Consider the following 19,866-nt stretch of genomic DNA (forward strand, 5'->3'; position numbering starts at 1 on the left):
GGGATCCTCTGCGCAGGGAAGACGACGGGATTCTGTTACTATACCAGCCGGACGGTTTAGTAAGAGATCGTCCTGTGATCCTGAGAGGTGTTCCATGACCCGTACTGCGTCGATCCCGACGACAGAGACGGATGCTCCCCGCGTCGGAGCCCGCGGCTGGGCGGCGCTCGTCGTCCTCATGCTGCCGGTGCTGCTGGTGTCGGTGGACAACACGGTGCTGAGCTTCGCGCTCCCGGAGATCTCCATCGCGCTCGCGCCCACGGGTGCCGAGCAGCTGTGGATCATCGACGTCTATCCGCTCGTGCTCGCCGGACTCCTGGTGACCATGGGGACACTCGGCGACCGCTTCGGCCGCCGCAGGATGCTCCTGATCGGAGCGACCGGTTTCGCGGCGGTTTCGGCCCTCGCGGCCTTCGCGCCGACGGCCGGGCTGCTGATCGCCGCTCGTGCACTCCTCGGCCTCTTCGGGGCGATGCTCATGCCGTCGACCCTCTCGCTTCTGCGCTCGATCTTCCAGAACCGCGACCAGCGCCGGATGGCGATCGCGGTGTGGGCCTCGGCATTCTCCGCAGGCTCAGCCCTCGGTCCGATCGTCGGCGGCTTCCTCCTCGAGCACTTCGCCTGGGGATCGGTGTTCCTCATCGCCGTGCCGGTTCTCATCCCGCTGCTCATCGCGGCGCCTCTGCTCGTGCCGGAGAGCCGCGATCCGAACCCGGGCCGCATCGACCTCATCAGCATCGTGCTGTCGATGGCGGCGATGATCCCCGTCGTCTACGCGATCAAGTCGCTGGCTGTCGACGGCCCCAGCCTGTCGGCGGGTGGCTGGGCGCTGCTCGGCATCTTCATGGGCTACCTGTTCGTGCGCCGTCAGCTCCGCGCGGAGATCCCGATGCTCGACATGGCGTTGTTCCGCCGGGGGTCCTTCTCCGGCGCGATCCTGGTGAATCTGCTCAGCGTCGTCGCGCTGGTGGGCTTCCTGTACTTCGTGTCGCAGCACCTGCAGCTGGTCCTGGGCCTGTCGCCGATGACCGCCGGTCTGGCACTCGTGCCGGGAATGCTCGCGATGATCGTCGCGGGTCTCACGGTCGTGCCGATCTCGCGTCGCGTGCCGCCGCATGTGGTGGTGCCGGCCGGGCTGGTATTCTCCGTCGCCGGGTACCTCATCGTGGCGTTCACGACGCATGAGCACGGCGTCGCGCCGCTGGTCATCGCCTTCGTCGTGCTCGGCATCGGTATCGGCGCGGCGGAGACCATCTCGAACGAGCTCATCCTCTCGAGCGCGCCGGCGGCGAAGGCGGGGGCGGCCAGCGCCGTCTCCGAGACCGCCTACGAGCTCGGTGCTGTGCTCGGCACCGCGATCCTGGGCGGTCTCATCACCGCCTTCTACCGTGGAGCGCTCGTGCTGCCGGCGGGGCTGCCCGCCGAGGTGGCGCACGCGGCCACGGAGACTCTGGCCGGCGCGTACACCGCAGCCCACGAGTTGCCTGCCGCTCTCGGCGATGCCCTCTGGGAGGCGGCATCCGCCGCGTTCGGCTCGGGCGTCATGGTGACCTCGCTGATCGGTGCCGGACTGGTCGTCGTCGCCGGTGTGATCGCGGGCGTCACACTGCGCACGCGTACCTCGCACTGACCAGTACGCTGGATGGACCGGCCCTGACGACCTCTCATGGACGCGGGTCGGTCCACCCCGGTGCAAGGAGAGTCATGTCGCGTGTCGTGAAGCTGGCCGTCATCCCCGGAGACGGGATCGGCCCCGAGGTCATCGCCGAAGCGGAGAAGGTGCTCGACGCGGTCACCGCCGACAGCGGTGTCCGTTTCGAGAAGACGCGCTTCTCGCTCGGCGCCGGACGCTTCCTCGAGACCGGTGAGACGCTGACCGACGACGACCTCGCCGCGATCAGGGCGCAGGACGCGATCCTTCTCGGAGCCGTCGGAGGAACGCCGGGCGACCCTCGCCTGAAGGACGCGAACATCGAGCGCGGTCTGCTGCTCAAGCTGCGCTTCACGCTCGACCATTACGTGAACCTGCGTCCATCGAAGCTGTTCGTCGGCGCGCCCGGTCCGCTCGCGAACCCCGGCGACATCGACTTCGTCGTCGTGCGCGAGGGTACGGAAGGCCCGTACGTCGGTAACGGCGGCGCCATCCGCGTGGGCACCCCGCAGGAGGTCGCGAACGAGACCTCGGTGAACACCGCCTTCGGCGTCGAGCGCGTCGTGCGCCATGCCTTCCAGCTCGCCGCGCGCCGTCGTCAGAAGCTGACGCTCGTGCACAAGACCAACGTGCTCGTGCACGCCGGTGCGATCTGGAAGCGCATCGTCGATGAGGTCGCCACGGAGCATCCCGACGTCACGGTGGACTACCTGCACGTGGACGCGGCGACGATCTTCCTGGTCACCGATCCTGCGCGCTTCGACGTGATCGTCACCGACAACCTCTTCGGCGACATCCTCACCGACCTCGCCGGCGCTGTCACCGGCGGTATCGGTCTGGCGGCCTCGGGGAACATCAACCCGGACGGCACCTTCCCGTCGATGTTCGAGCCGGTGCACGGCTCGGCACCGGACATCGCGGGGCAGCAGAAGGCGGACCCGACGGCGGCGATCCTCTCGATCGCACTGCTGCTGGATCATCTCGGATTCACGGCTGAGGCTGCGCGGGTCACCGCCGCCGTCGAGGCCGACATCGCGGGTCGCACCGGCGCCCGCCCCACCGCGGAGATCGGCTCCGCGATCGCTGCTCGCCTCTGACGGGCGGGCGTAGGCTGAGACGGCGCGAAGATGCGCCACCACGAAGAACGGATGACGATTATGACGACCATCGATGCTGGGACGGCCGTGGCGCCGCTCGAGTTCGCCGTGACCAAGAACCTCGCAGCGGCGACGCCCGCCCGCGTCGCCGAGGTGCTCGAGAACCCGGGCTTCGGCGTCGTGTTCACCGATCACATGGTCGACATCTGCTGGTCGGACAAGGGCGGGTGGCATCGTCCGCGAGTGCAGCCGTACGGCCCGATCCCGCTCGACCCCGCCGCCTCGGTGCTGCACTACGCGCAGGAGATCTTCGAGGGGATCAAGGCGTACCGCCATGAGGACGGCTCGATCCACACCTTCCGCCCCGACCGCAACGCCGCACGTCTGCAGGCGAGTGCTCGGCGCCTCGCGCTGCCGGAGCTGCCGACGGAGTACTTCATCCAGTCGCTGCGCGAGCTCATCGCCGTCGACGGCCGCTGGGTTCCGTCCGGTGCCGACCAGAGCCTGTACCTGCGCCCGTTCATGTTCGCCAAGGAGGCGTTCCTCGGCGTCCGCGCGGCGAAGAAGGTCGCCTACTACGTGATCGCGAGCCCGGCCGGCGCGTACTTCTCCGGTGGCGTGAAGCCGGTACGCATCTGGCTGTCCGAGGACTACGCGCGTGCGGGCAAGGGCGGCACGGGCAAGGCGAAGACCGGCGGCAACTACGCGTCGAGCCTGCTCGCACAGAGCGAGGCGAGCGCGAAGGGCTGCGACCAGGTCGTGTTCCTGAACGAGAACCGCTACGTCGAGGAGCTCGGCGGCATGAACGTCGTGTTCGTGTTCAAGGACGGCCGCGTGGTGACACCCGAGTCGGACAGTATCCTGGAGGGCATCACTCGCGACTCGCTGCTGCAACTCGCCGAGGATCGCGGCTACACCGTGGAGAAGCGACCGATCTCGATCGACGAGTGGCGCTCCGGCGTGGCATCCGGCGACATCGTCGAGGTCTTCGCGTGCGGTACCGCCGCCGTCGTCACCCCGATCGGTGCGCTGGTCGGCGACGGATTCGATGAGCCGCAGCCGCTGGGAGAGCTCGCTCTCTCGCTGCGCGAGGAGCTGACCGACATCCAGTACGGCCGCCGCGAGGACAAGCACGGCTGGCTGCTGCGTCTCGACGCCTGACGTCCCGCGGTCTGGCTAGGCTGGATCCATGAAGATCGCCCGGTTCAGTCACGACGACGCCATCATGTACGGAATCATCGACGGGGGCGACCTCGTCGTGCTCGCCGGGGACCCCCTGTTCGCAGGGTACGAGACGACGGGCGACCGTGTGGCTCTCGCCGATGCGGTGCTGCTCGCTCCGGTGATCCCGCGCTCCAAGGTCGTGTGTGTCGGCAAGAACTACCACGATCATGCCGCCGAGATGGGGGGAGTCGCGCCCGAGGAGCCGCTGCTGTTCCTCAAGCCGAACACCTCCGTGATCGGCCCCGGTGACGCTATCGTGCGCCCGGTGCTGTCCGAACGCACGGAGTACGAAGGCGAGCTGGCCGTGGTGATCGGCAAGATCGCCAAGAACGTCACGGCCGCCGACGCCCTCGACTATGTGCTCGGATACACGATCGGCAACGACGTGACCGCTCGCGATCTGCAGCGCAAGGACGGCCAGTGGTCGCGCGCGAAGGGTTTCGACACGTTCTGCCCGCTCGGGCCGGTGATCGAGACGGACTTCGATCTCGCGGCGGCGAGCGTGGAGACCCGCGTGAACGGCGAGGTCCGCCAGCACGCACCGCTGACCGACATGATCCACTCGGTGCCGGCGATCATCGAGTACGCCTCCGCGGTGTTCACCCTGCTCCCCGGAGACGTGATCCTCACCGGGACTCCCGCGGGCGTCGGCCCCTTCGAGGCAGGAGACACCGTCGAGGTCGAGATCACCGGATTGGGAATCCTGCGCAACGCCGTGCGCGACGCACCGCGTCTCTCATGACAGCGGCGGCGTTGACGGCGACCGAGCAGGCGGTCGTCCAACGGCGGACCGTCGCGATCCTGTCGCTCGGCCAGGTGCTCGGCGGCATCGCCTTCGGCGCCACGGTCTCGCTCGGTGCACTTCTTGCCGCGGACATCTCCGGGAGCGACGCGCTGTCCGGCCTGGCCACGGCATCCGTCACGCTCGGAGCTGCGCTGTGCGCGATCCCGCTCGCCCGGCTGGCGGCGAGGGTCGGACGCCGTCGCGCGCTGACGCTCGGCAATCTCTTCGCCCTGGTCGGGATCGCTGTCGTGATTCTCGCTGCAGCCCTGCGCATCTTCCCGCTCCTGCTCGCCGGCATCCTCATGATCGGCGCAGGCAACGCGGGCAACCTGCAGTCCCGCTTCGCGGCGACCGACCTGGCGGCCCCGGTGCATCGAGGACGAGACCTCTCGATCGTGGTCTGGGCGACGACGATCGGCGGAGTGGCAGGACCGCTGCTGCTGGCTCCCGGTGAGGTGGTCGGACACGCGTTGGGCATGCCCCCGCAGACCGGCTCGTATGTGTTCTCCTTCGTGGCCCAGTGCGCGGCCCTCCTGCTCTACCTGGTCGCGCTGCGTCCGGATCCGCTCCTGGCGGCGCAGCGCCTCGCGCGCACGGCGGCAGCGGCGGCGGGGGAGAGGGTGGTCGATCGCCCCGTCGTGGCGCGGTACGCGATCTTCGCGGTCGCGGCATCGCATGTCGTGATGGCATCCGTGATGGCGATGACGCCGGTGCACCTCTCGCACATGGCGCACGGCGCGCACGGGATGGCGGCCTCGCCTGCCGACGTCTCGCAGCTCGTGGGCGTGACGATCGCCCTCCACGTCGCCGGGATGTACGCGCTGTCGCCGGTGTTCGGCATCCTCGCCGACCGCTGGGGCAAACTGCGTGTCGTCCTCCTCGGGCAAGCCCTTTCGGCGGCGTCGCTGGTCTTCGCGATCTTCGCCAACGATCAGCCGTGGGGCGTGATGATGGCCCTCATCCTGCTCGGGCTCGGTTGGAGTGCGGCGACGGTCGCCGGGGCCGCGCTGCTCACCGAGGCTTCTGCGCCGGAGCTGCGCACCCGCCGCCAGGGGCGCAGCGACTCCCTGATGAGCCTGTGCGCGGCCGCGGGCGCCGTGCTCGCCGGGGTCGTGCTGTCGAACTTCCAGTACGCCGGACTGGGCATCGCCGCATCCGTGCTCGTCGTCGCGATCGTCGCGCTCTCACCGCTCGCCCGGTCGACGCGCACGTGAAGCCGTGAGGCGGCGGTGCATCGGCATCGCCGCGAGGGTCGCGCGCTCTAGAATCGAAGGGATATGGCTACTCCTCACCCCCTCACCACGACCGCCAGCGGTGCCGACGTCCGCGTCCGCTTCTGCCCCTCGCCGACAGGCCTGCCGCATGTCGGCATGGTGCGCACGGCCCTCTACAACTGGGCCTATGCCCGCCACAACGGCGGCAAGCTCATCTTCCGCATCGAAGACACCGACGCTGCGCGGGACAGCGAGGAGAGCTTCCGCCAGCTCGTCGACGCACTGACCTGGTTGAAGATCGACTGGGACGAAGGGGTCGAGGTCGGTGGTCCGCACGCCCCGTACCGGCAGTCGGAGCGCCACGACATCTACCGCGGTGTGATCGACAAGCTGGTCGCCTCGGGCGCCCTGTACGAGAGCTACTCCAACGCGGACGAGATCGACGCGCGCAACGAAGCGAACGGTCGCGCCAAGCAGCTCGGGTACGACAACTTCGACCGCGACCTGACCGAAGAGCAGAAGGCGGCCTTCCGTGCCGAGGGGCGCCAGCCCGCGCTGCGACTGCGGGTGCCGGACGAGGATCTGACCTACCAGGACCTCATCCGCGGCGAGGTGACCTTCCCCGCCGGATCCTTCCCCGATTTCGTGGTCGTCCGCCCGAACGGCGTGCCGCTGTACACGTTCGTGAACCCCGTCGACGATGCGCTCATGGGGATCACGCATGTGCTGCGTGGAGAGGACCTGATGCCCTCGACCGCGCGTCAGCTCGCGCTGTACGCCGCGTTGATCGAGGCAGAGGTCACGACCTTCGTCCCGCGGTTCGCGCACATGCCGCTCGTGCTCGGCGAGACCGGCAACAAGAAGCTCTCCAAGCGCGATCCGCAGGCGGACCTGTTCCTGCACCGCGACCGTGGATTCATCCCCGAGGGGCTCCTGAACTACCTGGCGCTGCTGGGCTGGTCCATCGGGCCCGACCGTGACGTGTTCACGCTCGACGAGTTCACTGCGGCGTTCGACATCGTCAACGTCAACCCGAACCCGGCCCGCTTCGACCAGAAGAAGGCCGAGTCGATCAACGGCGACCACATCCGGATGCTCGACGGCAAGGACTTCGCCGAACGCACGGTCCCGTATCTGGCGGCCGCCGGACTCTTCGACGAGCCCACGCACGAGCAGCTGGTGCAGGCGTTCCGCGTCGCACCGCTGGTGCAGGAGCGCGTGCAGCTGCTGGGCGAGGTTCCCGGCATGGTCGGCTTCCTCTTCACGGATGACCTGTCATATGACGCCGACGCGCTCAAGGGCCTCCCGGCGAACGCGGCCGAGGTTCTCGACGCGTGCGTGGCCGCGCTCGAGCCGGTGACCGAGTTCACGCCGGAGAAGATCCAGCAGGCCCTCGCCGAGGCGCTGGTCGAGAGGCTCGAGCTCAAGCCTCGTGTCGCCTACGGTCCGCCGCGCGTCGCGATCACGGGACGACGGATCTCTCCGCCGCTGTTCGAGTCGATGGAGCTGCTCGGCAAGGACGAAGCGCTGCGCCGTCTGCGGGCGCTGTCGGCGCAGCTCGCCGGCTGACGCGCGTCGCGGAGTCGTCTCGGAGGAGGGGGATCGCCTGGCGGTCCTCCTCCTCTCGCGTCTCGACGCGCGGATCCGCCACGCCCGGGGTGCGAAAGACAGGCTCCATTTGGTGCGAGGCGACCGGTCGGGTAAGCTTGACTCTCGGTGCGAGGCTCCGGTTTCGCCCTTGGGGTATGGTGTAATTGGCAACACGACGGTTTCTGGTTCCGTTATTCTTGGTTCGAGTCCAGGTACCCCAGCACAACGAAAACCCCCGCTCAGGCGGGGGTTTTGTCGTTGCTTGGCATCGATCGGGTGGGTGCGCGCCCTCCAGGTGATCGCCAGGCCCGCGGCGGCCGGCGGCGACGCCCGAGGCCATCGATGTCGGTCGATCATCCGACGCGTGGTTCTGCCGCTTCCCCGCGACGAGCCGGAGGGGTATCGGCTCATCGCGGGGGACCCGGGGATCAGGCGGACAGTCGGTTCTCCGACGCGGCGAGATGGTTGTACCCGGGTGCCCGCAGCATCTCGTGGAGATGGCGGCGACGCACGCCCATGTTCCCGCCGTCGTAGATCGGGAAACAGAGGACGTCCTGTATGATCGCGCCGAGCGGAGTGCGGTCACCGTAGGACTCGACCCCGACCAGTCGCATGGCGTCGTACACGGTCTGCACCGACAATTCCGAGTTGTAGATCTTCACCATGTTCGACAGCTCCCGATCGCGCCCTCCGGTCCTGTCGAAGTGATCGGCCGCCTTCCACGCGAAGTAGCGACCGGCTTCGATACGCGTCTTGATGTCGGCGAGCATGTAGCCGGCGTTCTGATGTTCGATGACGGGGACGCTCCCCGATCGCTTCTCCGTCGTCACGAACCGGTAGGCGTACTCGAACGCGGCACGCATCCTGCCCACCGCGGCGGCGCCGATGCTCGAGCAGGTCCAGGAGAAGGCGCCCTTGGTCAGCTGCAGGCCGTCGCCCGGCTCTCCGATCATGTTCGACAGCGGCACGCGTACATCTCGGAACTCCACGACCGGCGAGTTGGTCGCGACGTGACCGAAGGTGTCAATCATGCCTGTGATCACAACGCCAGGAGTGCCCTTTTCGACGACGATGATCGCGAGCGACTCCTGTGGCGGGGCCCCGGGGTCGGTACGGCACACGACGCTGATCAGATCTGCGCCCTCGTCATCCCACCCCGATGCATTGGTCGTGTAGGCCTTCTTGCCGTTGATCACCCATTCGTCGCCATCTCGGACCGCGAAGGTCTGGACTCCGAATCGGGGGTCGGGGTGGTCGAAGTTGGCGCCGCCGGCGGCCTCGGTGAATGCGATCGCAGCGAGGGCCGGACTGCCGTCCAGGAAGGGAGCGAAGAACCGCGCCTGCTGTTCAGGCGTGCCTGCGGCGATGATCGGAAAGAGCCCCAGTCCGGTGCCGAGCACGGCAGACGGAACGTTGACGTCGATACGAGCGAGCTCCTCGCAGGCGAGAGCGAACTGCAGGTTGGTGAACCGGTGTCCGCCTGCCTCTGCAGGGACGAGCCCCGCGATGAAGCCGGCATCCACCATCTGCTGGTAGAACGGCTTGAGCGCACGGAACCGATCGAGGGGCTCGGGGTACGCAGCGACGGCGTCGGCCACGCCCGCGAGGGTGTTCTCCGCGAAATCGCGTGCCTGCAGTCGCAGCGACATCTCCTCATCCGACAGGGTGAAATCGATAGCCATGGGGTCCTCCTCGATGGACGGCGGGTTTTGAACAGCATCGGCCGCGTCCACGGAGCTCCGCTTGTCTGAGAGCGCACCGAGGCGAGGACGAGGGCGCACGGCCGTCTGCGGTGAGATCTCTCTTACCTGCGCGAAACGAGAACGACTCCGTGTCCTGATCGCGCATCGATCTACTGGCATCGAAACGATCCGCGCGAGTACGACAAGGAGAGGGCGATGACCTTGTGCTGGGATACATCCACCCGGCCCCCGGCCGAGCAGTACGCCTATTGGAGGCACACGCTGTGCGATGCCTTCACTCCGTTGCGTCCCGTCGAGCGCGGCCAACGCGATGCGTGGCGGCAGCCCGGTCTGCCCGGCACGGTGACCAGTCAGCATCTCGGCGCCCTCAACGCCGCCGAGATCGCCACGTGCGCCCAGACCATTCATCACGGTCGCGCGGAGGTCGAGAGGCTGGAAGAGGAGGTCGTCTTCGTGAACCTCATGCTGCGCGGCCGATGCATCGTGCGTCAGGGGCGATCTGAGGCCTTCTCGCCGGCGGGGACCTTCACGATCGTGGACGCCGCCGAGGAATTCGTGCTCGACTATCTCGACCCGTGGGCATCGGTGTCCTTCCGGGTGCCGAGCGCTCGCCTGCATCACCGTGTGCAGCAGGATCTCCGGGCCACCACCTTCTCCGCGCTGACCGGGATGAGCGCCGTCCTGGCCGACTCCATGCGTTCAGCCTGGTCCGCATCGACCAGCGTCGACGAGGCTCAGCGCGCCGTGCTCGGGGGAGTCTTCGAGACGATCCTCGATGCTTTCGCCGAGCGCACCCCCGTCGAAGCCTTCGTGGTGAGCGAGAGCCGCGGAGCGGCGCTGCGCACCAGCATCGAGCGATACGTCGCGCAGCAGCTACGCTTCGGAGACGTGAGCCCCACGGCGACCGCTGCCCGCTTCGCCATCTCGCCGCGCAAGCTCCATCAGCTGTACGAGGGGGCGGCGATGTCTTTCAGCCAGACGGTCATGCGTCTGCGAGTCGAGCACTGCGCCGCAGAGCTCACCGCCTCGACCGGGATGACCTTGACGGATCTCGCAGCACGATGGGGGTTCGCGGATCTCTCGCATCTGAACCGCGCGTTCCGCACGTATCTGGGGATGAGTCCCCGCGAGTACCGGTCCGTCGCCGCGTGAGGAGTCGGCGCGAGACGGCGCCGGAGGACATGGTTCGTCGGTGAGCGGCCGTCAGGCTCTACGCTGAGCTTCATGCGGGGAGAAGAACTGGATGTCGCGGACATCGATCAAGCGGTGGCGACCGGAGCCGTGCCGCCGGATGCGCGGCTCGACGAGGTGATCGCGGCGGCGTACGCCCGCGCGCAGCGCCACGAGGAGGGGACGGTCGCCGACTACATCCCGGCGCTCGCCGAGGCGGATCCTGCCGCCTTCGGAGTGTGCGTCGCCGATGTCCGCGGTGGGCTGCACGAGATCGGCGATACCCGCATCCCGTTCTCGATCCAGTCGATCTCCAAGGCCTTCGTGTATGCGCTTCTCAGCGAGCAGGTCGGACATGAGAGGGCCTTCGACGTCGTCGGGGTCAACAACACCGGTCTCGCCTTCAACTCGGTCGTCGCGATCGAGCTCAACGACGGTCACCCGATGAACCCGATGGTCAATGCCGGTGCGATCGCCACCACGGCGCTCCTGCCCGGCGACGCCGACGACAAGTGGGAGGCGATCCGCACCGGGCTCTCGCGCTTCGCGGGACGAGAGCTGCAGATCGATGAGGAGGTGTACCGCTCCGAGTCCGAGACGAACCATCGCAACCGCGCGATCGGCACCCTGCTGCAGAGCTACGGACGCATCACCGCCGACCCCGACGCCGTGGTCGACGTGTACACCCGACAGTGCTCCTTGCTCGTCGATGCCAGGGACCTCGGCGTGATGGGAGCGACGCTCGCGGACGGCGGTGTGAATCCCGTCACAGGGGAGCGGGTCGTGTCCGCAGACGTCTGCCGCGACACACTCGCCGTGCTCGCCGCGAGCGGTCTCTACGAGCGCTCAGGGGAGTGGCTGTTCGAGATCGGTCTTCCCGGGAAGTCCGGCGTTGCGGGCGGCCTCGTCACGGTCGCACCCGGCAAGGTCGGCATCGGCACCTATGCGCCACCGCTCGACAGTGCCGGCAACAGCGTGCGCGGACAGATCGCCACGGCGTTCCTCGCGCGCTCCCTCGGTCTGAACATCTTCGCCTCCGATTCGCACTTCACGAGAGGAGCAGACGCATGAGCGCTGCATCGTCCGCCGCCCCCGAGTCCGCCGCCCTCGCGGAACAGGATCGCGCATCCTGGGTGCCGATGATCGGCCTCTTCCTCGCGCAGATCCTGATGTCGTACAACGTGTCGGCGCTGCCGGTCTCGCTGGGCGGGATGGTCGAGACCTTCGGTGTGCCCCCGACCGACATCAGCACCGCGATCGTCACCTACGGCCTGGTCGTGGCGGCGCTGGTGATGGTCGGTGCGAAGATCGGCCAGCGCGTCGGGTGGGTGATCGTCTTCCGGATCGTCGTGGCCCTCTTCGCCGTGTCCGCGATCCTGATGATCGCCGCCCCGTCCGTCGAGTTCGTGATCCTCGCGCAGGCCCTCGCCGGTGCGTCTGCGGCGATCATCGTCCCCTCCCTGGTCGCTCTCATCGCCGAGAACTACCGTGGCGCGCAACAGGCCACCGCGATCGGTTCGCTCGGCTCGGCACGTGCTCTCGCCGGCGTCAGCGCCTTCCTGATCGGCGGCACGCTCGCGACCCTGGTGGGGTGGCGGCAGGTGTTCATCGTGGTGCTGGTGCTCGCGGTCGCGGTGTTCATCCTCAGCTTCCGGCTGCGCGGTGAGCCGGGGAACCCGGAGATCAAGATCGACGTCGTCGCGGCGCTGCTCATCGGCGCCGGAATCGTGTCCCTCACGCTCGGCGTCAACAATCTGAACCGATGGGGCCTGCTTCAGGCGGGAGCGGACGCCCCGTTCGATGTGCTCGGACTGTCTCCGGCGCCGGTCCTCGTGGTGATCGGCCTGGTGCTGGTGCAGCTCTTCTTCCTCTGGACACGCCGGCGCACGAAGGCGGGCAAGGTCCCTCTCGTGAGTCTGTCGGTGTTCGGCTCGTCCCGCGAGCGTGCCGCCGTCTACGCGATGTTCATCGTGGTCGGTCTCGAGGCAGCGCTGAACTTCAGCATCCCGCTCTACATCCAGATCGTGCAGGGCCGTACGCCCTTCGACACCTCGTTGGCGATGCTGCCGTTCAACCTGACGGTGTTCTTCACCGCGATGCTCGTCGTGCGGTTCTACCGTCGATTCTCGCCCCGCACGATCGGGATGTTCTCGTTCAGCCTGACCACGGTGGCCCTGGTGTGGCTCGCCCTCGTCGTGAACAACAACTGGGAGACCTTCCCGACCATCCTGGGGCTGTTCGTGTTCGGCGTGGGGCAGGGCGCTCTGGTCACGCTGGTGTTCAACGTGCTCGTCACCGCATCGCCGAAGACCCTTGCCGGCGATGTGGGTTCGGTGCGGGGCACCACGCAGAACCTGGCCTCCGCGGTCGGCACGGCGGTCGCGGGCGCGCTGCTGGTGGGCATCCTGAGCGTCAACGTGCTCGCCTCGATCGCCGACCACTCCGAGCTTCCGCCGGAACTGGTGGCGCAGGTCGATCTCGATCGCACGAACTTCGTCAGCAACGACCGCCTCGAGGAGGTGCTCGCGCAGACGGACGCGACGCCCGCGCAGGTGGACGCCGCGGTGTCCGTGAACGAGGAGGCACGCTTGAGTGCGCTCAAGACCGGACTGCTGATCCTCGCCGCAGTCAGCGCGCTGGCGATCGTGCCGGCGAGCAGGCTGCCGCGCTACCGCCCCGGTGAGGTGCCGACGTCCGTCGCGACCGGTCGCGAACCGGAACCCGACGGGGCCTGAGGAACATGCGGGCCTGAGCGAGCGCTATCGGCACTCGCCGAGGAACCCGAGGTAGCAGACCGCTTCGTGGGTCTCGGCGGGGCGGTAGTCCTCGTTCGACACCTGGCGGGTGGCGAGCTCGGCTGTACGTGACAGGTTCCCGAAGGTGCCCAGGCTCGCGACCACACCGTCGGTGCCCTGCGACCTCATGTCGTCGATCGCTGCGAGGTACTCGTCGCAGACGCGGGTCGCCGCTTCGGTCAACTCGATGTCGGCGCACACCGCGTCGTACTCGGACGTCATCGCGTCGATGCAGTCGGACCAGGCCTGGTCGACGAAACAGAGGTTGACATCATCCATGGCGACGTCGAACCGCCCGGTCTCGTATTCCTCGCTGTGGAACGTCTCGGGCTGTTCCGGGACGTCCACCTTGGTCCAGTGACGCGCGGTGGTGAGGGCGACCACGAGCACGACAACGGCGATGAGCACGAGTGCTCCGAGGATCGAGAGCAGCACCCACAGACCGGTTCTGCTCTTTCGAGCAGGAGGGGCAGCGGGCGCGGGCGCGCCGGGATCGAAGGGGGCTGCAGCGGGGAAGGCAGCAGGAGCGGCTCGCAGTGCGGAGAGGTCGTGTCCACCGGCGCCGTGACCGCTGGCCGTGGTCTCGGATGCAGTCGGAGCGGCCGTCGCCCCAGGCGTCGCGTCGGGACCCGACGGAACGGTCGTGCTGGCCCAGTAGTCGTACCACGCACGGGACGCGGAGTCGTCGGTGCGCACCCGCCGTCCTTCGTCATCGCTCAGCGCGAGGCCCAGCGCCGCCGCGCCGCCGGGGGTCGACAGGCGCTCGCGGAACTCTTCGAAAGACAGGCTCATGCTCGTGATCCTCTCAGAACCGCGAGCTTCCCCTCAATCCGGCCACATCTCCATCGAATGGGTGAGGTCGCAGCGCCACGGCGGGAATAGGCTCCCAGTATGGCCCTCGAACCGCTTCTTCTCCGTCTCGACCGCATCGCCGGAGGGAAGCAGGCCGGCGTTGAAATCAGCGAGGCCAATCGCACCCACCCGCGCACCCGCCGGGCATTCACCTGGATCATCTGGTTGCTCGTCGTCGAGCTGCTCATCGGCATCGGCGCCGTCATCGTCGCGCTCGTGCTGGCCGTGGAGGGCGAGCCGGTTCCGCTCGCGGTGTGGATGCGCACAGTCGTGGTGCTGGCGATGACGGCGACCCTGTTCTACTTTGCCTGGCGCGCCGCACGAGGGTGGCGATGGGCCTACCTCCGTCTGCGCCTGTTCGCGCAGATCTTCCCCGTGATCACGCTCGTGATGGCGGCCATCCCCGGTCTGTATCCCTTCTGGATGGTCACGGAACAGATCGTGTTCAGCCTCATCATGATCGGCATCGCCGACTTCCTCACGAGTGATCACATGCGGGCCATGTTCCGCGATCCCACGGTCGAGATCCTCTCTTAGCACCATCCTCCCGCCACAGGCCAGCCCCTTCTTGGCGCGAGTGACGCGCATCATCCTGGGGCGATGATCGTCCTCATGCCTTCGTCCCCGTTCCCCGAACAGATAGGCGGCAGGCGATGACCGCGCTCGTGCGGGTCGTGCCCGGCGAAGACCTCGGCTACCGTCGACGTCGCTCCGGGTCGGGCTTCCGCTACGTCGACCAGGACGGCCACGCGGCGCCGGAACCCGATCGCGAGCGCATCCACGATCTCGTCATCCCGCCGGCGTGGGAGGACGTCTGGATCGCCGCTGATCCGCTGGCGCACATCCAGGCCGTCGGCACGGATGAAGCGGGTCGTCGCCAGTATCTCTATCATCCGCTCTGGCGCGTACGTCGCGATCGGAGCAAGTTCCGCAGAGCGCTCGACCTGGCGGAACGACTTCCTCGGGCACGAGCGCGCGTCACCAGGGCGCTCGGCGAAGAGACGCTGTCCCGTGAGCGCGTGCTCGCCACCGCGTTCCGCCTGTTGGACGATGCAGCCCTTCGGGTGGGCTCGGAGCGTTATCTGGTGAAGCACGGCAGTCGCGGGCTGACCACGCTCCGTCGCCGCGACGTGCAGATCACGGCATCGACCGTTGCGCTGTCGTTCCCTGCCAAGAGCGGGCAGACCGCCTCGATCGAGATCTCCGACGCACCGCTCGCCGAGGTGCTCACGGAGTTGTCGGCCGGCCCCGATCGCGCCTTCCTGCTGGCGTATCGCAAGGGTCGGCGGAGAGTGCGCATCACGCCCGCCGAGGTGAATGACTACCTGCGTCGCGTGACGGGAGGGGTGTTCTCGGCCAAGGACTTCCGGACGCTGCACGGAACGATCCTCGCCGCCGACGCCCTGGCGCGGATCGGAGTGCTCGACACGACGGCCGAGCGCAAGAAGGCCGAGCGGCTCGCGGTGCAGGCGACGGCAACGGCGCTGGGCAACACGACCGCTGTCGCCCGTGGCAGCTACATCGATCCGCGCGTCTTCCGCCTCTATGCCCGGGGGACGACGCTCGATCTGACGGTCGCGCCCGAGACCGCCGTGCGGCGGCTGCTCGCGGAGAAGCCGCGTCGCGGACGCTGATTCACCCGGCGAGCTGCAGCCAGATCAGAGCGATGAGCATCGGCATGAGCGGTGTCAGCACGGCCACGATGATCGGCCAGAGTCGGATGCGGGTCTCCAGGGTCCGTGCGGCAGCCGAGAGAGTGTCGCCGCTGCGGCGCGGAGAGATCGGATCCAGCGGGACCGCCCTCTCATCGCGATACAGGAACGTGCGACGGCCGAACCGTTCGTGGAGCACGTCGATCACGGTGAGGAAACGGTCGAGCTCGGCGAGATCGGTGAGGTCGACCGGCGGGAAGTAGACGTGCAAGGTGCTGTCGACGATCTCCAGATCGAGATCGGGGGTTGCATCCAGCAGGACGGCCATCAGATCGGGCGTGAGCACGTAGAGAGCGTCCGCCTCGTAGCCGGGCGGCACCGAGACATCGAAGACATCGCTGAAGTCACCTTCCAGTCGCAGCTCGGCGCGGCCTCGGGGGCGCCGAGGCAGGAGGCTGAGCCCACCCCCTCCCCGTCGTGAGCGCAGCGTGATGCGGGGTGCCTCGCTGGGCAGGGGGATGCGTACCGCTCTGATCGTATGGATGGTCGAGCCCTCGCGGTCCCCGATCGTGACGGTGCGCTCGGCGGAATCGAACGGAATGGGGCTGGCGCGGGCATCGAGGTGATCCCGAGAGGATCGGGCGGACCGCTCGACCTGCTCATCGATCGAGCCACCCCAGATCCAATCGCTGACGTCGGGCCTGAACGTCCATCCCATCGCGCCGGCGATCGCGAGCAGCTGCGATCGCCGGCGCGCCGCGCGCAGGATGGCGGTCGACGCGTACGCGACGGCCGCCCCGCCTGCGAGCACGACCAGGAGCTGCAGTGCGAGCAGGGACCCGCCGCGGAGCTCGAAGCCGACGGGCAGCAGGTACAGGGCGACCGGTGCGCAGACGGCGAGATAGGCGAGCGATATCGCCGCGACCAGGATGCCGGGGCGCGGCGTCAGACGGTCGAGCAGCGCCTCTTCTCTGCGGGTCACGGTCACCGATCAGGGCTTGTAGACGATGGCGATGTCGAGCTGCTCGCGCTCGCGCACCCAGGCGAGCCAGCGCGGTTCATCGCCGGACAGGCGCTGGATCGGGATGACGTAGATGCCCTGCTCCGGCCGGCTGAGTGCACGGAACTCCGGCTTCTTCGAGATCCAGATGGTGCCCCCGCCGTCCCACGGCTCGAGGCAGGTGTAGACGTAGCCGTGCTCGCGGAGGTTGATGCGGTCGGCGAGGGCTTCGGCCTGAGACGAGAGCTCGGCGAGCGCCTCGGAGGGAACCGTCCCATCGAGCGTGAAGGCCGCGACGTCGTAGATGTTGTTGTCGCCATAGTCGCGCGTGGCGAGGAGGCTGAGTTCAGTGACTCCCTTGTCGCGATTGCCCGTCCACAGGGCGTGCGAGTTCTTCGCCCTCTTGTTCATGAGGAATCCGCCGAAATTCGCCTTCTGATAGGCGAAGTCATCGAGTTTCGCCGCGATCTCTGCACGTGTGGTCATCGATTCTCTCCTCTTCAGCGGGAGGCGCGACTCGCCTCCCGCTGAGCGAGCCTAGGAGCAGCGTCGCTCTGCGGGCGTCTTCCCGAACGACCCCGAACGCGGATGTCGCGTGTGCGGTTTCGGTCTGTCTTAGGCTCGGAGACATGGCGGCCCCCCGAAGCCTCGACGAGCTCTGCATCGCTCTCGGCAGCAGACGTTCCGCTGCGGGGTCTCCCTCCTACGCCGAGATAGCCCGGCGCATCGGTGCGTTGCGCGGGGGAGAAGAGCCGGCGAAGGTGACCGTCTACGACTGCTTCCGCCCGGGGCGCCGCCGGGTGGATGCTCGGCTCATCGGCGAGATCGTCTGGGTGCTCGGGGGAGACTCGGCCGAGGCTGCGAGATGGCAGGAGTATGCGGGCTCGCTGAACGGGAGACGGCCCGGTGTGCACATCGAGACGACGTTCGCGCCGCGTCGGGCGCCGGGAGCGGAGATCGGGCGTGAGGCGCTGATCGCCTCCCTGCCCCCGGCAGAGGTCACCCTGCTGTCCGGGCTGCCGGGGATCGGGAAGAGCACGCTCGCCTCCGCATTGGTACCCGTTGGAGCTGTCCTCACGGTCGACCTGCGCGGATCGGACCCGGATCGGCCGGCGCCGGATCCGATCGACGTGCTGCGCCGCATGCTGGGAGGTTTGGGCCACCGTTCCCTGCCGTATGAGCTTGCCCGGCTGCGGGAGCGTGTGTGTGCCGAGGCGGCGGGACGAGTGGTCGTGATCGAGGACCTGGGCTCTGGGTACCCTGTCGTGGAGCTCATCGTGCCGGGAGTCCGCTACGTGCTCACGTCCCGCATCGACCTCGAACCGATCGCGGTGCGGCTGCGGGAGCAGGGGTTCACCGCCGTCCACCGTGCTCTCGGGCCGCTCGACGATGTGGCATCCAGAAGACTGCTCCGCCACATGCTCGCCGACCGGGATGCGGCCCGTGCCGACAGGCCTGATGCTCCGGTGGAGGGTGAAGCTCTCGACCGCATCGTGGCGGTGGGTGGGGGACTTCCCCTCGACCTCGCGATGCTTGCGGGCATCGTGGGGGAACACCGCGGGTGGACTTTCGACGACCTGGCTTCCCGCTTCGAGCAGGAGCCGCGCGATGCGCGCATCAGGCCAGTGCTCGAAGCGGCGACCCGCTCTCTGCCCACGCGCGATGCGGGGCTGCTGGCCGACATCGCCCTCCTCGACCGCGAGGTGGATGAAGTCCTTCTGCTCGGGGCCATCGGAACGAGCGCGGAGAAGGGGCTGGAACGGCTCAGAGCTCGTCACCTGATCGAGCGACGCGACGGGCATGTGCAGATGCATGCGACAGTGTTCGCCTTCGCTGCAGATCGCTCACGGTCGCTGCGTCCTGTCTCAACGCGTCGCGCTTTCGTGGAGCGGATGTCGGACGCCCTGCGTGAGGTGATCGCCCGTGATCGGGATTACGCCGCGCGGGAGGCGGGCACCGTTCTGGCCGTGGCGAGCGCGGCTAGGGAACACGGTCTGGACAGTGCTGTGGAGCAGCTGGCGATCGCGGCGCATCCGGGGCTGGCGCGCTGGTCGATGTGGGATGAGTCCCTCCGTCTGCACGACCTCGCCGCACGCGGCGCTGCACTCACCCTCGTCCCTGACATCGCGCTGGGGATCGCCCAGTGTGCCGAGAAGCTCGGACGATTCGATCAGGCTCTGGTGACCCTTCATCGCGTGCGACGAGTGGCCCAGGGGGCGGCGCTCGCCCGGACGTGGAATCAGATCGGCAACGTGCAACGCTGGATGAGCCATCTCGACGATGCGCTGGTGTCCTACCAGAAGGCGATCGACGTGGCGCGCACCTTCGATGATCGCGTGGTCGAGGGGCGCGCGATGGGGAACCACGCGGATACGCTCCGCATCGTGGCGCGGTACGACGAAGCGGAGCGCCACTACGCCGCAGCCCTCGAGATAGCGCTGGCAGCCGGGGACGAGCTCAACGTCGTCATCGTGCGCGGGAACAGAGCCCTGTGTCTGCTGGCCGTAGGACGCCTCGACGAAGCCCGGACTGAACTGCACGCACTTCTCGAGGATTCGCAGGGACGCTCGCTGCCGTACGTGAGGCGCACGATGGCGCTGATCTCGGAGGCATGCGGTGACGACATCAGTGCGCGAGAGTGGATCGGTGATGCCCTGGACTCCCCGCGCGGCTCCGGCGAGTACGGAACCGAGGCCGACCTGGTTCTGCTCGGCGCCCGCATCGACGCGCGCGAAGGCAGATCGTCGCAGGCGAGGCGGGCAGCCGAGGGTGTGCTCGCCGATGCGGAGCGGGCCGGGTCCCCGTTGATCGCCACGGAAGCGGCCAACTCGCTGGCAGAGATACTGCTGAGCCGCGACTCCCTGGCGGGGGTGGATCGTACGGAGGCTCTCGCCGAAGCCGAACGCCATGCGCGGGAAGCGCGAGGCATCGCAGAGGCCACCGGTGACCGTGCGGAGGTGGCTCGCAGTGACGGCATCCTGGCGCGTGCCGCCTGCGCAGCTGGTCACCGCTCGCGTGCCGTCGAGCTGGCATCGGCATCGGATGAGCTGTATCGGCGACTGGGCCATCGAATGGCCCGCGAACTCGACTCAGCGGCCGACACCTCGAAGTGAGGGCGACCGCTGAATCGACAC

Annotated in this window: 16 protein-coding genes and 1 tRNA gene; 13 read left to right on the forward strand and 4 right to left on the reverse strand. The window is 68.1% G+C overall.

Annotated features, from left to right (window positions below; genetic code table 11):
• Positions 1-94 precede the first annotated feature (94 nt).
• The 7 genes from KZC51_RS10590 to KZC51_RS10620 all read left to right on the forward strand — a co-directional run bounded on the left by KZC51_RS10590 (position 95) and on the right by KZC51_RS10620 (position 7,781).
• A complete protein-coding gene (locus KZC51_RS10590; RefSeq protein WP_247629942.1) occupies positions 95-1,630 on the forward strand; it encodes an MFS transporter in 1,536 nt (511 codons plus the stop codon).
• Positions 1,631-1,704: 74 nt separating this feature from the next.
• Complete coding sequence (locus KZC51_RS10595) at positions 1,705-2,748, forward strand: 3-isopropylmalate dehydrogenase (RefSeq protein ID WP_247629943.1); 1,044 nt, start codon at positions 1,705-1,707, stop codon at positions 2,746-2,748.
• Positions 2,749-2,808: 60 nt separating this feature from the next.
• Positions 2,809-3,909, forward strand: a complete 1,101-nt coding sequence (locus KZC51_RS10600; RefSeq protein WP_247629944.1) for a branched-chain amino acid aminotransferase — start codon at positions 2,809-2,811, stop codon at positions 3,907-3,909.
• 28 nt (positions 3,910-3,937) lie between these two features.
• A complete protein-coding gene (locus tag KZC51_RS10605) occupies positions 3,938-4,714 on the forward strand; it encodes a fumarylacetoacetate hydrolase family protein (RefSeq protein WP_247629945.1) in 777 nt (258 codons plus the stop codon).
• Positions 4,711-5,970 (forward strand): MFS transporter, encoded by a 1,260-nt coding sequence (locus KZC51_RS10610; protein ID WP_247629946.1) that lies wholly within the window; start codon positions 4,711-4,713, stop codon positions 5,968-5,970. Before KZC51_RS10605 ends, KZC51_RS10610 begins: the two co-directional genes overlap by 4 nt.
• 63 nt (positions 5,971-6,033) lie before the next feature.
• Entirely contained in the window at positions 6,034-7,539 is a 1,506-nt protein-coding gene (gene gltX, locus KZC51_RS10615) for a glutamate--tRNA ligase (RefSeq protein WP_247629947.1), read from the forward strand.
• Between the two features lie 170 nt (positions 7,540-7,709).
• Positions 7,710-7,781: transfer RNA gene (locus KZC51_RS10620), tRNA-Gln, on the forward strand.
• Positions 7,782-7,988: 207 nt separating this feature from the next.
• On the opposite strand, the gene KZC51_RS10625 is transcribed toward KZC51_RS10620, so the two are convergent.
• Positions 7,989-9,242, reverse strand: coding sequence for an acyl-CoA dehydrogenase family protein (locus KZC51_RS10625; protein ID WP_247629948.1), 1,254 nt, complete (start codon positions 9,240-9,242; stop codon positions 7,989-7,991).
• Positions 9,243-9,458: 216 nt separating this feature from the next.
• On the opposite strand from KZC51_RS10625, the gene KZC51_RS10630 reads away from it, so the two are divergent.
• The 3 genes from KZC51_RS10630 to KZC51_RS10640 all read left to right on the forward strand — a co-directional run bounded on the left by KZC51_RS10630 (position 9,459) and on the right by KZC51_RS10640 (position 13,168).
• Entirely contained in the window at positions 9,459-10,415 is a 957-nt protein-coding gene (locus KZC51_RS10630; protein ID WP_247629949.1) for an AraC family transcriptional regulator, read from the forward strand.
• Between the two features lie 72 nt (positions 10,416-10,487).
• On the forward strand, positions 10,488-11,504 hold the full coding sequence (gene glsA, locus KZC51_RS10635; protein ID WP_247629950.1) for a glutaminase A: 1,017 nt from the start codon (positions 10,488-10,490) through the stop codon (positions 11,502-11,504).
• Positions 11,501-13,168 (forward strand): MFS transporter, encoded by a 1,668-nt coding sequence (locus KZC51_RS10640; RefSeq protein ID WP_247629951.1) that lies wholly within the window; start codon positions 11,501-11,503, stop codon positions 13,166-13,168. The genes glsA and KZC51_RS10640 overlap by 4 nt, the downstream gene beginning before the upstream one ends.
• A 24-nt stretch (positions 13,169-13,192) precedes the next feature.
• Here KZC51_RS10640 and KZC51_RS10645 read toward each other — a convergent pair whose 3' ends face one another.
• Positions 13,193-14,020, reverse strand: a complete 828-nt coding sequence (locus KZC51_RS10645) for a hypothetical protein (RefSeq protein WP_247629952.1) — start codon at positions 14,018-14,020, stop codon at positions 13,193-13,195.
• Positions 14,021-14,119: 99 nt separating this feature from the next.
• On the opposite strand from KZC51_RS10645, the gene KZC51_RS10650 reads away from it, so the two are divergent.
• Both KZC51_RS10650 and KZC51_RS10655 read left to right on the forward strand, forming a co-directional pair.
• Complete coding sequence (locus KZC51_RS10650) at positions 14,120-14,617, forward strand: hypothetical protein (RefSeq protein ID WP_247629953.1); 498 nt, start codon at positions 14,120-14,122, stop codon at positions 14,615-14,617.
• Positions 14,618-14,733: 116 nt separating this feature from the next.
• A complete protein-coding gene (locus KZC51_RS10655) occupies positions 14,734-15,714 on the forward strand; it encodes a DNA topoisomerase IB (protein WP_247629954.1) in 981 nt (326 codons plus the stop codon).
• Position 15,715: 1 nt separating this feature from the next.
• Here the strand turns inward: KZC51_RS10655 and KZC51_RS10660 are convergent, their stop codons facing one another.
• On the reverse strand, positions 15,716-16,720 hold the full coding sequence (locus tag KZC51_RS10660) for a hypothetical protein (RefSeq protein ID WP_247629955.1): 1,005 nt from the start codon (positions 16,718-16,720) through the stop codon (positions 15,716-15,718).
• 3 nt (positions 16,721-16,723) lie between these two features.
• Positions 16,724-17,218 carry a hypothetical protein gene (locus tag KZC51_RS10665; RefSeq protein WP_247629956.1) on the reverse strand — a complete coding sequence of 165 codons (495 nt, stop codon included), beginning with the start codon at positions 17,216-17,218 and terminating at the stop codon, positions 16,724-16,726.
• 143 nt (positions 17,219-17,361) lie between these two features.
• Here KZC51_RS10665 and KZC51_RS10670 point away from each other — a divergent pair, with 143 nt between their 5' ends.
• A complete protein-coding gene (locus tag KZC51_RS10670) occupies positions 17,362-19,845 on the forward strand; it encodes a tetratricopeptide repeat protein (protein WP_247629957.1) in 2,484 nt (827 codons plus the stop codon).
• Positions 19,846-19,866: the final 21 nt, after the last annotated feature.

This window comes from Microbacterium croceum (genome assembly GCF_023091245.1).
In the GTDB taxonomy this organism is placed as follows: Bacteria; Actinomycetota; Actinomycetes; order Actinomycetales; family Microbacteriaceae; genus Microbacterium; species Microbacterium croceum.